Annotated in this window: 9 protein-coding genes and 1 pseudogene; all 10 read right to left on the reverse strand. The window is 44.8% G+C overall.

All coding sequences use genetic code 11. The features are described 5' to 3' along the window. Positions 1-7: 7 nt before the first annotated feature. On the reverse strand, positions 8-1,342 hold the full coding sequence (gene murD / locus DXA15_RS02280; protein ID WP_128132983.1) for a UDP-N-acetylmuramoyl-L-alanine--D-glutamate ligase: 1,335 nt from the start codon (positions 1,340-1,342) through the stop codon (positions 8-10). A gap of 15 nt (positions 1,343-1,357) precedes the next feature. Further along, complete coding sequence (mraY, locus tag DXA15_RS02285; protein ID WP_044215089.1) at positions 1,358-2,617, reverse strand: phospho-N-acetylmuramoyl-pentapeptide-transferase; 1,260 nt, start codon at positions 2,615-2,617, stop codon at positions 1,358-1,360. Positions 2,618-2,707: 90 nt separating this feature from the next. Next, on the reverse strand, positions 2,708-4,180 hold the full coding sequence (locus tag DXA15_RS02290; protein ID WP_128132984.1) for a UDP-N-acetylmuramoyl-L-alanyl-D-glutamate--2,6-diaminopimelate ligase: 1,473 nt from the start codon (positions 4,178-4,180) through the stop codon (positions 2,708-2,710). 43 nt (positions 4,181-4,223) lie between these two features. Continuing rightward, complete coding sequence (locus tag DXA15_RS02295; protein WP_128132985.1) at positions 4,224-6,392, reverse strand: penicillin-binding protein; 2,169 nt, start codon at positions 6,390-6,392, stop codon at positions 4,224-4,226. A 2-nt stretch (positions 6,393-6,394) separates the two neighbouring features. After that, positions 6,395-6,748, reverse strand: a complete 354-nt coding sequence (locus tag DXA15_RS02300) for an FtsL-like putative cell division protein (protein WP_009859918.1) — start codon at positions 6,746-6,748, stop codon at positions 6,395-6,397. A 65-nt stretch (positions 6,749-6,813) separates the two neighbouring features. Beyond that, positions 6,814-7,746, reverse strand: a complete 933-nt coding sequence (rsmH, locus tag DXA15_RS02305) for a 16S rRNA (cytosine(1402)-N(4))-methyltransferase RsmH (protein ID WP_009859919.1) — start codon at positions 7,744-7,746, stop codon at positions 6,814-6,816. Positions 7,747-8,133: 387 nt separating this feature from the next. Then, complete coding sequence (locus DXA15_RS02310) at positions 8,134-10,137, reverse strand: hypothetical protein (RefSeq protein ID WP_128132986.1); 2,004 nt, start codon at positions 10,135-10,137, stop codon at positions 8,134-8,136. 136 nt (positions 10,138-10,273) lie between these two features. Continuing rightward, positions 10,274-11,490 (reverse strand): annotated as a pseudogene (locus DXA15_RS02315) (DUF2264 domain-containing protein). Positions 11,491-11,495: 5 nt separating this feature from the next. Beyond that, positions 11,496-12,584: a glycoside hydrolase family 105 protein gene (locus DXA15_RS02320; protein WP_128132987.1), complete on the reverse strand. Its 1,089-nt coding sequence runs from the start codon at positions 12,582-12,584 to the stop codon at positions 11,496-11,498. A 97-nt stretch (positions 12,585-12,681) separates the two neighbouring features. Next, positions 12,682-14,610: a RagB/SusD family nutrient uptake outer membrane protein gene (locus DXA15_RS02325; protein ID WP_128132988.1), complete on the reverse strand. Its 1,929-nt coding sequence runs from the start codon at positions 14,608-14,610 to the stop codon at positions 12,682-12,684.

The raw sequence follows: 14,610 nt of genomic DNA on the forward strand, positions 1-14,610 counted from the left end.
CCGGAAATTAAAGACTGCGCACGCAGGCCTTGAACTGGTCGCCGCGGTCTTCGTAACTCTTGAAGAGGTCGAAGCTGGCGCAACACGGGGATAACAAGACCGTATCTCCCTTTTCTGCCATTTTATACGCTTTGTTTACCGCTTCTTCCATCGAGCGGGCATCTTCTATCTGCGCTACTTTCCCATCGAAAAAGGCATGTAGCTTGGCATTGTCGACACCCAGGAAGATCAAGGCACGTACTTTCTGTTTCACAAGTTCTTCAATCTCGGAGTAGTCGTTACCCTTGTCTGTCCCGCCCAGTATCAGTACCAGCTTGGTAGTCATACTTTGCAAGGCATACCAGCAAGAGTTTACGTTTGTTGCTTTCGAATCGTTGATATAATCTACTCCGCGTACACGGGCAACCTTTTCCAGGCGGTGTTCCACCCCGGTAAAGTCACTCAGTGAAGCCCGTATATTCTCATCGTGGATATCGACCACCTTGGAGGCGATACCCGAAGCCAACGAATTGTACAGGTTATGTGTACCCGTTAATGCTAATAAGTCCTGATCCATTGTAAATGTTCCGTTTGAGGTTTCAATTACTATTTGCTTATTATCCGTATATCCCTTCACGCCGTCTTCATATGTTTCGGCGAATGGGTAAAGAGTAGCCGCAGGATGGTGCTTAGCGATCTCGCGGGCAATGATCGGGTCGTCGTTCCAGAAGATGAATGCATCTTCAGACGTCTGGTTCTGAATGATGCGGAACTTGGCGTCCACATAATTCTGCATCTCGTAATTATAACGGTCCAGATGATCGGGCGTTATATTCAGCAAGATAGCTATATCCGCTTTGAAGTCGTACATGTTATCCAACTGGAAACTACTCAGTTCGATGACATAGACCGCATGCGGTTCTTCTGCGACCTGTAAGGCCAGGCTGTTACCGACGTTTCCTGCCAACCCGACGTCCAGTCCGGCTTCTTTCAGGATGTGGTAGGTCAGCATGGTGGTCGTTGTTTTCCCATTGCTACCGGTGATACAGACCATTTTCGAGTCGGTGTATCGTCCGGCAAATTCGATCTCGGAGATGATATGCGTCCCCTGCGCTTTCAGCTTTTGGATGATCGGAGCCTTGTCGGGTATTCCCGGGCTCTTGATGATCTCGTCGGCATTCAGAATGTCGGCTTCAGTATGCTGTCCCTCTTCCCAACGGATTCCGTGGGTGTCCAGCATCTCCTTATACTTGGGTTTGATAGACGAAAAGTCGGAAACGAACACGTCAAATCCTTTCGCTTTCGCCAACACGGCAGCACCTGCACCGCTTTCTCCTCCCCCTAATACAACAATTCTTTCCACGTTTATATATATTTATTATCTCATCTTCAATGTGACGATCGTAATAACCGCCAGAATAATACCGATCAACCAGAAGCGCACCACGATCTTCGATTCGGGCACTACATTGAACGGTTTTTGTATCAACGCCTGTATTCCTGCATTCCCTGCTTTCTGGAAATGATGATGCAATGGCGTCATTTTAAATATGCGACGACCTTCGCCATACTTCTTCTTTGTATATTTAAAGTAAGCAACCTGTGCCATCACCGAAATACTTTCAGCAAGAAAAATACCACAAAGAATCGGGATAAGCAACTCTTTACGGATAATTATGGCAAACACTGCTATAATACCTCCCAACGTCAAACTACCCGTGTCGCCCATAAATACCTGTGCCGGATATGAATTATACCACAGGAAACCGACTGTCGCCCCGATAAAGGCAGCAGCAAAGACCACCAGTTCTTCCGCCCCCGGAATAAACATGATATTCAAGAAGGAAGCAAACTCGAAGTGAGACGACATATAAGCCAATATCCCCAGAGCAACCCCAATAATCGCAGAACTTCCGGCAGCCAGTCCGTCCAACCCGTCGGTCAGGTTCGCCCCGTTTGAAACGGCTGTCACCACAAAGATAGTCATCAGCACGAATACCAGCCACGCTGCTTCTTCCTTATAATCGCCCGCCCAGCTGACCAGTTGGGCGTAATCAAAGTTATTATTCTTCAGGAACGGGATCGTCGTCTTGGTCGACTTTGTTTCCACCGTATGATAATGTACTTCTTCAATCACATTATCATGGCGCACCTCCATATTCTCTTTAATTACGACATCCGGACTCATAAACAACACCAGTCCGACAATCAGTCCCAGACCGATCTGTCCGACGATCTTGAACTTGCCGTGCATCCCTTCCTTATTCTTGCGGAAGACTTTGATATAATCGTCAGCAAAACCGAGAGCACCCAGCCAGACGGTCGTCACCATCATCAGGATTACGTAAATATTGTTCAGCTTGGCGCAAAGCAATGTCGGGATCAAAATGGCAATGATAATAATGATACCTCCCATTGTCGGCGTACCTTTCTTACTCATCTGCCCTTCCAGTCCGAGGTTACGCACAGTTTCACCGATCTGCAATAACTGCAAACGATCGATGATCCGGCGGCCGATCGCTGTCGAGATGAACAAAGAGAGGATCAACGCCAGTCCGGAACGGAATGATACATACTTAAACATCCCCGCCCCAGGGAGATCCAGCTGATCCAGATAATTAAAAAGATAATACAACATAAAAACTTCGTTTTCAGTTGACAGTTGACAAGTGACAGTTGACAGTTATTTGTGATGAACATTTAACTGTCAACTATCATCTGTCAACTGTCAACTATTAAATATATTTCTTATTACTTCGCGGTCGTCAAAATGATGTTTCACACCTTTTACTTCCTGATAATCTTCGTGTCCCTTGCCGGCTACAAGGATCACATCGCCTTTCTTCGCCAGCATGGCTGCCGTTTTGATGGCTTGCATACGGTCGGTGATACAGAGCGTACGTTCCATATCCGCCTTGCTTAGTCCGGCCACCATATCGTTGATGATATCGTCCGGTTCCTCAAAACGGGGGTTATCGGAAGTCAGGATGACCTGGTCGCTCAGCTTGGCGGCTTCCTTTGCCATCAACGGGCGTTTGCCTTTGTCACGGTTTCCTCCGGCACCCACTACGGTGATGATGCGGCCTCTGCCATTCAGCACCTCATCGATACCGTTCAACACATTCGTCAAGGCATCCGGCGTATGGGCATAGTCGACAATTGCCGTATAACCCTTCGGAGACTGTATCGTTTCAAAACGACCGGAAACCGAATGAAGCGTGCTTAACACAATCAGCGTCTCTTCCGGATCTTTGCCCAAAGAAACGGCAGCCCCGTAAACAGCCAGCAGGTTGTAGGCATTGAATCGGCCTACGAAATGAACAACCACCTCACGGCCGTTAATAATCATCTCAGTTCCTTCAAAGTGCGATTCAAGAATCTTTCCTTTGAAGTCTGCCAATGTACGCAATGAATAGGTCAGCTTCTTTGCTGCCGTATTCTGAAGCATTACCAGACCTGATTTGTCGTCGGCATTCGTCAGTGCGAAAGCGCCGGTTGGCAGGTTGTCGAAGAATTTCTTCTTGGCTTTCAGATAATTCTCCACTGTTTTATGATAATCCAGATGGTCGCGTGTCAGGTTGGTAAAGATACCACCGTCGAACGAAAGACCACTGATACGTTTCTGGTCGATCGAATGGGAACTGACTTCCATAAAAGCATATTCGCATCCGGCTTCCACCATCCGTGTCATCAGGCTATGAAGGGTGATCGGGTCGGGTGTCGTATGATCGGTCGGGATCGCTTCACCGTCGATATAATTACATACGGTTGAAAGCAAGCCAACCTTATGTCCCATCTTACGGAACATTTCATATAATAAGGTAGCGATAGTCGTCTTGCCGTTCGTTCCGGTAACGCCCACCAGCGTCAATTTATCCGAAGGATTGTCATACCAGGTCGAAACCAACTTACCCAATGCATCTGCCGAATCTTTCACCCGGATGAAAATGACATTTCTCCCGGAAGGATTTCCATTTTCTTCCGAAAGGGATGGAATTTCCTCGCAGACTACCGCTACGGCACCTTTGGCTATGGCCCCGTCAATATAAGCGTGACCGTCGACTGCCGTGCCTCTTACCGCCACGAACAAAAAGCCGTCTTCCACCTTACGGGAATCAGACTGGATACCTGCGATTTTTACATCATCTGTTCCAACGACTTCCAGTACATCCAACGCATGAATCAATTTCTTCAGTTCCATATTCTATCTGTTTACGGAGAGGTCCGGAAACCTCTCCCTCTATTTATTTTAATGTTAAACGGATGGACTGTCCTTTGGCAATTCGTGTGCCTGCTCCCATCGACTGGGCGGAAACACGTCCCATTCCATCCAATACTACCCGCAAACCGGCACTTTCAAGCAGGAAAACCGCATCTTTAGCGCCCATCCCGATCACATTCGGCACGAGGCCTTCACGGATTGCCAGGTCACGCAGATGAAGTTCTTCTTCGCCATCTTCACGCTTTGCGACAACCCATTTCGTCTCCAGACTGTCTGTATTTACATTGACATCGAGTTTATCCAATACATTTTCCAGTGCCTCCAGATTCCCGTTCTTTGCTGCCGGCAATATCACGGCTAATGAATCGCGCTCCATATCACGCACATCAAACGACATATGGCTGGCATATACTTTCTCGGCAATGGCTTTTACCACGCCCCCGGACATCGTTCCACCGGACGGATAACCGATACGCGGACGGCGGATAACGACAATGCAGGAATATTTCGGCTCATCGGCCGGGAAATATCCGCAAAAAGCAACCTGGTGCCCGCTTGTACGGTAAACACCGCCCGAAGCAATCTGCGCCGTACCTGTCTTTCCAGCTATACGGATGATATCCGAATGAACGGCTTTACCGGTTCCTTTCTCTACTACGCCCAGCAACATATCTTTGATAATCGCCAGTGTGTTATCCGAGCAGATGGAAGATTTCAACACCTCTGTCGAGAAACTCTGCACCGTCTTTCCGTTGTGCATAATCTCTTTGGTGAACATCGGGCGCACCATCTTTCCACCGTTTGCAATGGCATTAAAGAATGTCAGCGTATAGATAGGCGGTATCTGCGTTTCATATCCGAAAGACATCCAGGGCAATGTTGTCTTCGACCAGTACAAGGCGGTATCGTTCGGCATACGTATTTTGGCACGTCCGGCTCCCGGGATTTCCAGGTTCAGCGGGATAGTCAGGCCCAGCTTATACAAACCTTCCACATATTTAGTCGGGTTCTTTTCGTACCCTTTCAGAATAATCTTCGCCACACCGATATTCGAAGAATACCAGATAGCCTGTTCTGCCGAGATACGACCGTAACCGCCTTTATTCATATTATGGTCGGTCATACGGGCACCTTTATACATATAAATACCTTTACCCACATCTACCGTATCGCTTGGCTGGCAGATTCCGTCTTCCAATGCCACCATCATAGAGGCGACTTTGAAGGTCGAACCCGGCTCTATCTCATCCGCTACTGCATGGTTCTTGGTTTCGGCATAAGCACCTTCACGGATACGGCCCATATTGGTGATCGCCTTCACCTCGCCTGTCGCCACTTCCATGACAACGGCTGTTCCGGATTCGGCGTCAATCTTCTTCAACATATCGACCAATGACTTCTCGGTTATATCCTGAATATTGATATCAATCGTAGTACGGATATCCATACCATCGACCGGTTCTATCTCGACCACATTCGTCCATCCGCCACCAACACGACGAACCGAACTCACCCCGGGTTCACCCCGAAGCAAAGAGTCGTACTGCAACTCCAACCCGTTCTTTCCCTTGGTCACACCTCCGGCTTCAATCTCACCGTAAATATCTCCGATAGTACGGGAAGCCAGTGTCCCAAAGGGTTTCTGGCGCTGCACCATTTCCTTCGTATAGAATCCGCTCTTATAACGGCTCAGCCGGAGGAACGGGTATTTCTTCATCTCTTTCAGATCGGTATAAGAAGCACGCCCCTCATAAACGGGATACTGGCGGCTTTTGCTTTTCAGCCCGCGAAGCAGATGCGCCTTATATCCGGCCGGCGTACGGTTCTTGAATTTACGTGACAGATAAACGGACAGCGAATCCACCCCGTTCACCTTCGAACTCAGGAACGTATCGACAGAAAATCCGTCAGCACGGAAGTCAATATAGGTATAATAACGAGGCACACTGGTAGCCATCAACTTTCCATCAGAAGAATAGATGTTCCCACGTCCGGGTAATATCGTACGGTTCGGGCGTTTCTGGCTTTCGGCCACCTTCTCCCATTTCTCCTTCTCCACAAAAGCTGTATCAAACGTGCGAAGCAATATGCCCACTGCTATAAGCCCCAATAATAGCACGACAAGAAAGTAACAGAATAATATACGGTTACTTTTCGGGGCGATTTCTATTGGTTCATTCTCTTCTGCCATATTTATTTGTATAATTCATACGGCGGAGTTTTGGCTCCTTCCAGTTCAATACCTTGTTCTTCAATCAATAATTCTACTTGCGACTGACGGCTGTTGCCCGTCAGTTCCGATGAAATAGACAATGCCTCGAAACGAATGTCGCGCAAACGTTGTTGCAGGCGGTCGATCTCCCTTAGTTTCTGCATGCAGGTGTAGCGGTTGCCGATGAAGAAAAATATCATTATCACAACAAGCACAATCATTCTTGTGTGTTTAACGATAAAATCCTCGTTCAGGATACCACCGCCCAGCACATACAAAAGAGAAAGACGTTTCTCTTTTTTCTTTGACTTTTTACGTTGTTGTTTTTCCTCCATAACTCCCTTTTTAATTGAAAATTGAAAATTAAGAATTGAAAATTAGCTTCGCGTTCGTATAATTTTCAATTCTCTTTTTTTCCTTTCTTCTCCGCTATTCTTAATTTGGCACTTCTCGACCGGGGATTTCTTTCAATCTCCTCGTCGGAAGGCACAATTACTTTATTATTTACCATACGAAATGGCGTTTGTACGTTTCCGAAAAAGTCTTGTTCGCTTTTTCCTTCAAAATTTCCTGTTTTCAGGAAGTTCTTTACCAACCTGTCTTCCAGAGAGTGGTAAGTGATTACAACCAAACGTCCGCCGGGCTTTAAGACCTGGAGGGTTTGTTGCAGCATTTCTTTCAGGGCACGCATTTCGTCGTTCACTTCAATACGAAGGGCCTGGAATGCCTGTGCCAGGAACTTTTTCTCTTTGTCTTTTCCGGTAAAGGGTTTAACCAGTTCCAGAAAGTCTCCGATTGTTTCTATCTTTTTGTTTTCACGTGTCCGGACAATCAATGAGGCCAGCCTGCGGGCAACTTTCAGTTCGCCGTAAAGGTAAAAGACGTCGGCCAATGCTTCTTCCGTATAGTTGTTTACGATATCGGCAGCCGTCTGGCCGGCACGGGTGTTCATACGCATATCCAGCGCTCCGTCGAAACGGAAAGAGAAACCACGGTCTTTATCATCGAAATGATGGGAGGAAACGCCCAGGTCGGCCAATAGCCCGTCCACTTCGCCGTCTACGCCGTGATAACGCATAAAATTATACAAATAACGGAAATTACTACGAACAAACACAAAACGGGAGTCGTCAGGAATATTATGTTCGGCGTCGGCATCCTGGTCAAATCCGTAAAGTTCGCCATCGCTATCCATCCGTTTCAGGATTTCGCGTGAATGTCCACCTCCTCCGAAGGTCACATCCACGTAGATACCCCCTTCTTGAATATTCAGGCCTTTCACGCTTTCATCGAGCATCACCGGTACATGATAGCTAGTCTCTTTCTCTTCCATTTTCTGTTTTACACGTTAAACTTTCCCTTAAACAAAAGTACCCTACTTCGTTGGCAACGGGCACTTTACTATATTTGTGGGTAAAATTAAACATTTATCAAATTACCTTCCAAGAAATATATGAGAAAAGTACAAAAAAGTTATCAACAGGTAAGGGAGACCTACTTTTCTCTTGACAGAAAAGTAGGCAAAGATCAAGGCTGCACCCAAACAATAGTGTGGTTCTGCAATGGAACAAACAGGGAGATAAATACAATTTCCTCCCAAGAAGCCGAAGTTTCCTCGGGAGGAAATCAGAGTTCCCTGCCCAGGGAATTGTAGTTTCCCAGGCAGGGAACGCCAGTATCCAAAGCAGGGAACTACGAGGAAACTGTAATGAATTAGTAATCAGTCAAGTTTAACAGAAACGATTTCTCCTTCTTTTATGGCTTTATGTAATAGTGTCTTTCCCTCGGATTTGACAGTAACTAACTGTTTTCCATTCTCACGGAGCACTTCGATATCGAATGTTGTATCGAATGCTTTTATTTTACGCAGGTTCATACTGTTCCATTCCGACGGCAAACGGGGAGTAAAAGTGAAGGATTTCAGTCCTGTCGGACGGATGCCAAACATTCCTTCTGTGATGATACGCCCATATAATCCGCTTTCTGCGGAAAGATGGCGCTGACTTCCTTCCGGCCAGGCTTCGATAGCATAAGGTACGTGCTCGCCTAACAGACGTTGATTGGAATAGAATTTCAGATATTCTGTTGCCTTCTCGGTTGCCCCACAGGCATATACGCCTCTTAAAGCATAAAGGGTGGAACGGTCCCAAAATGTTTCACTTCCTGCCTGGGTCAACAAACCGTTTTCCGTCCACAGGCGGGGAGAGAACAGGGCATTAATCGTACCTTCTTTGCGGTCAAAGATTCCAACAGTCAGAGGAATACAAATCCAGGAACGGAGGATATCGTTTCCTTCATAATATTGATACGTGTCAAAACCTTCGACTTTGGCTCCGAAATAGTTTTCCATATTTTCCCGAAGGTCTCTTGCCTGTTTTTCATAAGCACTCAATACAGAAAAAGGCTTCTTCAAATCTTTTCCCAGATAGACAGCCGAACGCAACGCATCGTAATACAATGAAGAGGTACAAAGATTGGCTTTTCCGGCAGGAAAACGTCCTTCCAGTTCATCCGAATCAGAGGCAACCACACCTTTATCATTCAGGTTACGATGGCAATACTCCAGACACCATTCAATCAGAGGCCACAACTCTTCGGCTTCCGCCTTGTCACCTCTTGCCAGGGCATAACGGGAAGCTCCGTAAGCGACCATTGCCGCATCACCACGATCGCCGGCCCCACCCCAGACATCAATACCTTCTGCGATGATTGAACTCGGTATCTTTTTGTACTCCGGATTCATGAAACGGGCAAAATGTTTAAACGAATTAAGGGCCGAGCCATTTCCGGCTTCATATCCGAGATAAGGGAAGAAGGGATTGATATATTCCGCCTGGTCGTTTGCCCAGATAGCGGCATAATACGACTCACCGCCAGGGCCGTGCATCAATCCGCCTTTAGTATCGTAAATACTTTCAGCACCACGTATTTTGGCAAAGGCAAACATGGTATTGACAACAGGGTCCGGTGTTTCGAGAATCAGGTTATCCCAAAAGCCTGCAATCAGTTCTTTCCGCTCCTGAAGTTCTTTTTCCACATCGGGTTTCAATTCTGCTTCACCGTTTTTATAGCCGGTGATGGCAGCATAGAAAACAAGTTCTTCTTTCGGCTGAAGCAGCTTGGTCGCTGCCCCGATAATTTCCGAGACTAATTTATAACTGCCGTCCACTCCTTTTTCCGGGTCTGTGTTAATCATGGCACGCGATTCGGGGACTTCCACCATAAGAGGCGAACTGCCTGTATTCCGAAGGATATACTTTTCATAAATGGCCGGTTTCGCCACCGCCGGGAAAATGATGCGTGTCAGTTCAGCCTTTGCATTACGCGATAATCCGATAGTACTCTCTACCGTCATTTTTCCATCCAGCGTAATCTTATTCACCTTTTCTCCGGATAACGATTGTCCGTTCACCGACACCATGTCCGTTGCATTCCAGGCAAAACGGCGCATCAGGCTAGCATGTGTATTGTTCGGGATAGTACGCAACATGGGCCAAACCATACTTTTATTCAGTTCAAAAGAGCCGTCCGCATTCACCCCGTAACGGAGCACAGTCGAAACTTTCAGCCCGCTCATCTCAATATGGTCATAATGAGGGATACAGTCTTTGACATCCCAGGAGATACTGCCGTCGGGATTGATCGACCAACGGTTTTGAGCAGAAAGAGTTCCGCCACAAACAAGGGTCCAGAATAAAAACACAAATAAAAATAACTTCTTCATAATACTATTGCTCTGTTTATCTTTTAATTGTGCAATGTATGAAAAAGTATTCACAAAAAAAATGAAGCTATAGGAAAAGTCTGTAAATAACACACAGACTTTTCCTGCAACTTCATTATCCTTCTAAAACTTGATTCTATTTAATTGCGCCGTCACGCCGCATCGATTTGCCCGACCATATTCTCTGCGACGACCATTCTGCCGAAGGCTGAGACCAAAAAAGATCATCTGCCGGTAAACCTAAAGGCAAGAAGACAAATGCACATAAATACGTGCTACCGGTAGAGACATAGCTATCGGCAAGTTCCGGCTGATGGCCGCAAACACCAAGTGTCAACCACCCGTTTTCATCAAATGTCCCAGGAATAAGCTGGCGTTTCATCACAGCAGTAAGAGCACAACGAACCTGTCCTGGTGCAATATAGAGCGGAAGTTCTTTTCTTAATGCAACCTGCGAAAGCGCCTGGAATGCACCAAAACGATAAGCAACCGATCGACCGATAATGGGATAAGTACCTTCCGGTGATATCATTTTTTCCTGTTGTTCTGCATATCTTATCAGCCTCTTCCGTTGTACGTCATAGAAGTTTTCCGGATCCATATTCTTCTCACGCAATACTTCCAGAACATCCATCAACATCGGTTGGATTACATAGCTGTTATAATAATCAAAATGGAAATTAGGACCATCTCCATACCAACCGTCCCCTTTATACCATTCTTTATGTTTCTTCAAGGCATATTCAATCGGTCCCATTTCACATTCTCCGGTAAAATGAAGTAAAGCTGCTTCTATCGTAGCGGAGAACATCAGCCAATTACTTTCACCCGGTTTGATTTTTCTGGAAGATATAAAATTCTCTATGATTCTCTTCCGGGTTACATCATCCAGCTGTAACCATATTCCTTCTTCGCTTCGCAATAAACCTTGAGCAAAAAAGGCGGCATCGACCAACGGCTGTCCACCCGGCCCATCAAAACGAGGTAATCGGGCGAAGCCGGATCCATCGCATTCTTTATTGCTCTTATGACCAATGCACGAAACTCTTTCCGTTGTTGTCCTTCATCCGTATTATCATCCGGCAAATTTAACCAGGGAGCAATACCACAGAATGAACGTCCCAACGCTTCCAGATGAGTTACACCAGCCCGCTGTCTTTCATGATACATCTCGACCGGCATGTTTTTCCTTAATGTATTCTCACTCAGATTTACATATACAGGTCTTACAATCTGCAACATTGTCTCCACCCAATATTTTCTAGCATCTTTCCCTGTCGATTGGGCTTGACCTTCGGGAATAGTAAATATAACTAAATATAAAAGGAGCCCTATTATTATTTTCGATTTCATTTCTTCTATTTTTCGTTATTAAATTTCAACATTTCCTTTCCTGCCAACAGAAATGCTCCCACACCATAAACTTCAGTCATATCAGATGTAACATCCTGAGGAGCTGCCGCTATCGGTTGGACAGAACCGAGTTTTCCTTCTTCATTGACATAACTTTTTAGAGCCTTCCATCCTTTTACGACAGCATTCTTATAATCCTTGCCTTCCAGTATATTATTATTTATCCCCCAAGCCAAACCATAGACAAAAAAGCCGGAAGCGCTATTTTCTGCCTGTGGATAAGCTTTATGGTCATACATACTGGCGTGCCATGAGCCTTTCTTATCCTGACAACGGATAACAGCGGCAGCCATTTCTTTATAAATATTCAAATAATAATTATATGTATAATGATCTTTGGGAAGATGTTCCAGTATAAGTGCCAATCCTCCGAAAACCCATCCATTACCACGTCCCCAGAATACTTTTGAACCGTTTTTCTCTTTTTTACCCAGATAGTTCTTGTCCCTGAAATACAGTCCGTCATCCTTACTGAATAAAGAGTCGGTTGTCAGTTTGTATTCACGGTCCATATACTGAAGATATTTTTCATCCTTGGTCAGATTATACATTTCCACAAATACGGGCGGAGCCATGAAAAGTGCGTCACACCACCACCAACGTTTATTAGCGACTTTCTCGGCAGTCCACAAAGGCTCGTCCGAAGGATACCATACTATCTGATCCAATCTTTTCCGGACATTGTCGATCATTGCAGGATCTTTATATTTCCGATACATACCGACATACATTTGTGCCACACAAAGATCATCCGCATGATACACTCTTGGCAAAAAATCCCAGGAATTCTTTTGACCTATTCCCATCAGGAAATCATAATACTTTTTGTCATTGGTATAGTCAGCCCATTCAATCATGCCACGATAAAGGGCGCCGTTTGTCCAATCGAGATTCTTATGTTTAACTTTAGCGAAGTTGTCTATTTGCCAGCCGGCAACCCGGTCGATAAGCTCCCGGTCATTCTGTTTATTCTTTCCTACCGCTACTCCTGCAATAAAGAGATAGCAGAAGACAGTAAATAAAACTTTTTTCATCTATACTTTTATTTAAGATTATCCAATATGATTCGGGAGCAAATATACTTAAAATACATGCTCCCGAATATCATTTCTATCCAATTAAATCATACGATTAATTGCTATATTCTGTTTCTGCCGCCATAGCCTCTTCTAAGTTATCAAACGGAGCAACATTGTATTCATAACCGGCATATCCCTTATTCTGGTTAATACGTCCTTCTCTGTTTGCATCAATAGTTCCTTGAGGTATCGGATAAAAGATATGATAAGGAGCAATCGTATATTCCACACCGGAACGTGTTTTTATACCTGAGTTATAGAAATTATTGTATTTAGAAACTCGTTGCCACCAATAGCTATTATCAGATAATGTTTCTTCTGTATACGTCTGTCCAAATTCATCCGTTTGTCCGGTCAATGCAAAAATGTAAGATACGCGGCTTAATTCTGTATGACGCCATTCTTCCAGATACAGTTCACGCGCCCTTTCGTCCATGACAACTCCCATATTCATTTCGCCGGCTGTAAAGAGTTTTGAGCAATGGGATCTTTTACGGATTACATTAACATCTTCAGCCGCTTTAGCCGCATCACCTTTCCACATATAGGCTTCTGCTCTCAAAAGATATGTTTCTGCCAGACGGAACATATACCAATCAGCTTCACCTCCTTCATAACTATTACTTGTTTCATAATTAGGATCTTCTACCCAAGTTTTGTAATGAGGCCAGTTGAACCAGTTTCGTATAGTATCAGTACACAGCAATTCCCCGTTATCACCATACAAACGAATATTTTTTCCGGCATACGGATTCCCGTCCGTGAATAATTTAGGATGATTGTATTTAAATTTCTCCATAACCATCCAGTTACCCGATTCAACATTATGGCGCAAATCAGTCTGATCATCCAACCACAAGCCATATTGATTATAATTAGTCGGACGCATACGAGCGACTCCACGACCATAAGTTTTCTTATAGTTAAAGTAAGTAGTTGTAATATCCATACCTTGTTTTCCATCCGGAGTCATAATTCCGATAGCACCGGCTGCCGGCCAAAAAGGAACGGCATTACGCATTGTTTTAATACGTATGCTACTTGAAGCTGATTCGTTGCGACTAATCATACAGAATATTGTTTCTTTGTTTGTAGCAGCCATTTTATTTTCAGGCCTGTGCAAATCCCAAATAACATTACGCGTAACAGGATGAACATCCGGCATCGGATTAATAAATGTTCCGAAATTATCAGTCATCAAAGAATATCCTGAATCATTAATTAATAAATCAGCTTCCGCAATAGCTTTATCAAACTGTCCTGTTGCCAAATAACATTTGATTAACAAGTGACGGCAAGTACCTTTATTAACCATACCGGCTAAATCGGCTACTTCCGGTACATGCTGGACTGCATACTCCAAATCTTTTGTAATCATATCCAGAATAACCGAACGTTGCGTGGATTTATAATCAAATTTAGGACCTTGAACCTCTCTGGTAAACAAAGGTACATCTTTGAATTGAAATACCACATTAAAGTATCTATAGGCTCTATGGAAATAAGCTCTCCCCAGCATTTCGTCGTGTAACTGAGGATCCAACCCTTCTACATTATCAATATTTGTTATTATGGAATTCGCATATTTAATACCCGAGAAGGTTTGATCCCAAAAATATCCGTATCTTATTGTAGAAGCATTGTCCGCTGCAGAAGGCTGCATCAATGTGATAAGGTCAACGCCAACACCCGGAATTGAAGGTTGATCCGTTGTCCCATTAACAGCCATCTCCGAAAAGAGATATTCTGATGTGAAAGGAGCTCCATCGGCATTTTCCCAGTGAAAAAACATATTTCTCAAATGTTTATCACAAGTAGCCAAAGCAGATTCAAGACCTTCTTTCGTTGTAAAAGTCTTTGACGGCTCATAGAAAGAAAGCGGGTCCGGTTTCAAAAAATCTTCAGAGCATCCCGACATTATCAAGGCAGTAGAAGATACTGCTGCAATCAATATATGTTTGATATATTTCTTATTTTTCAT

It is taken from the genome of Parabacteroides sp. AM58-2XD (genome assembly GCF_003463685.1).
GTDB classification, from domain to species: domain Bacteria; phylum Bacteroidota; class Bacteroidia; order Bacteroidales; family Tannerellaceae; genus Parabacteroides; species Parabacteroides segnis.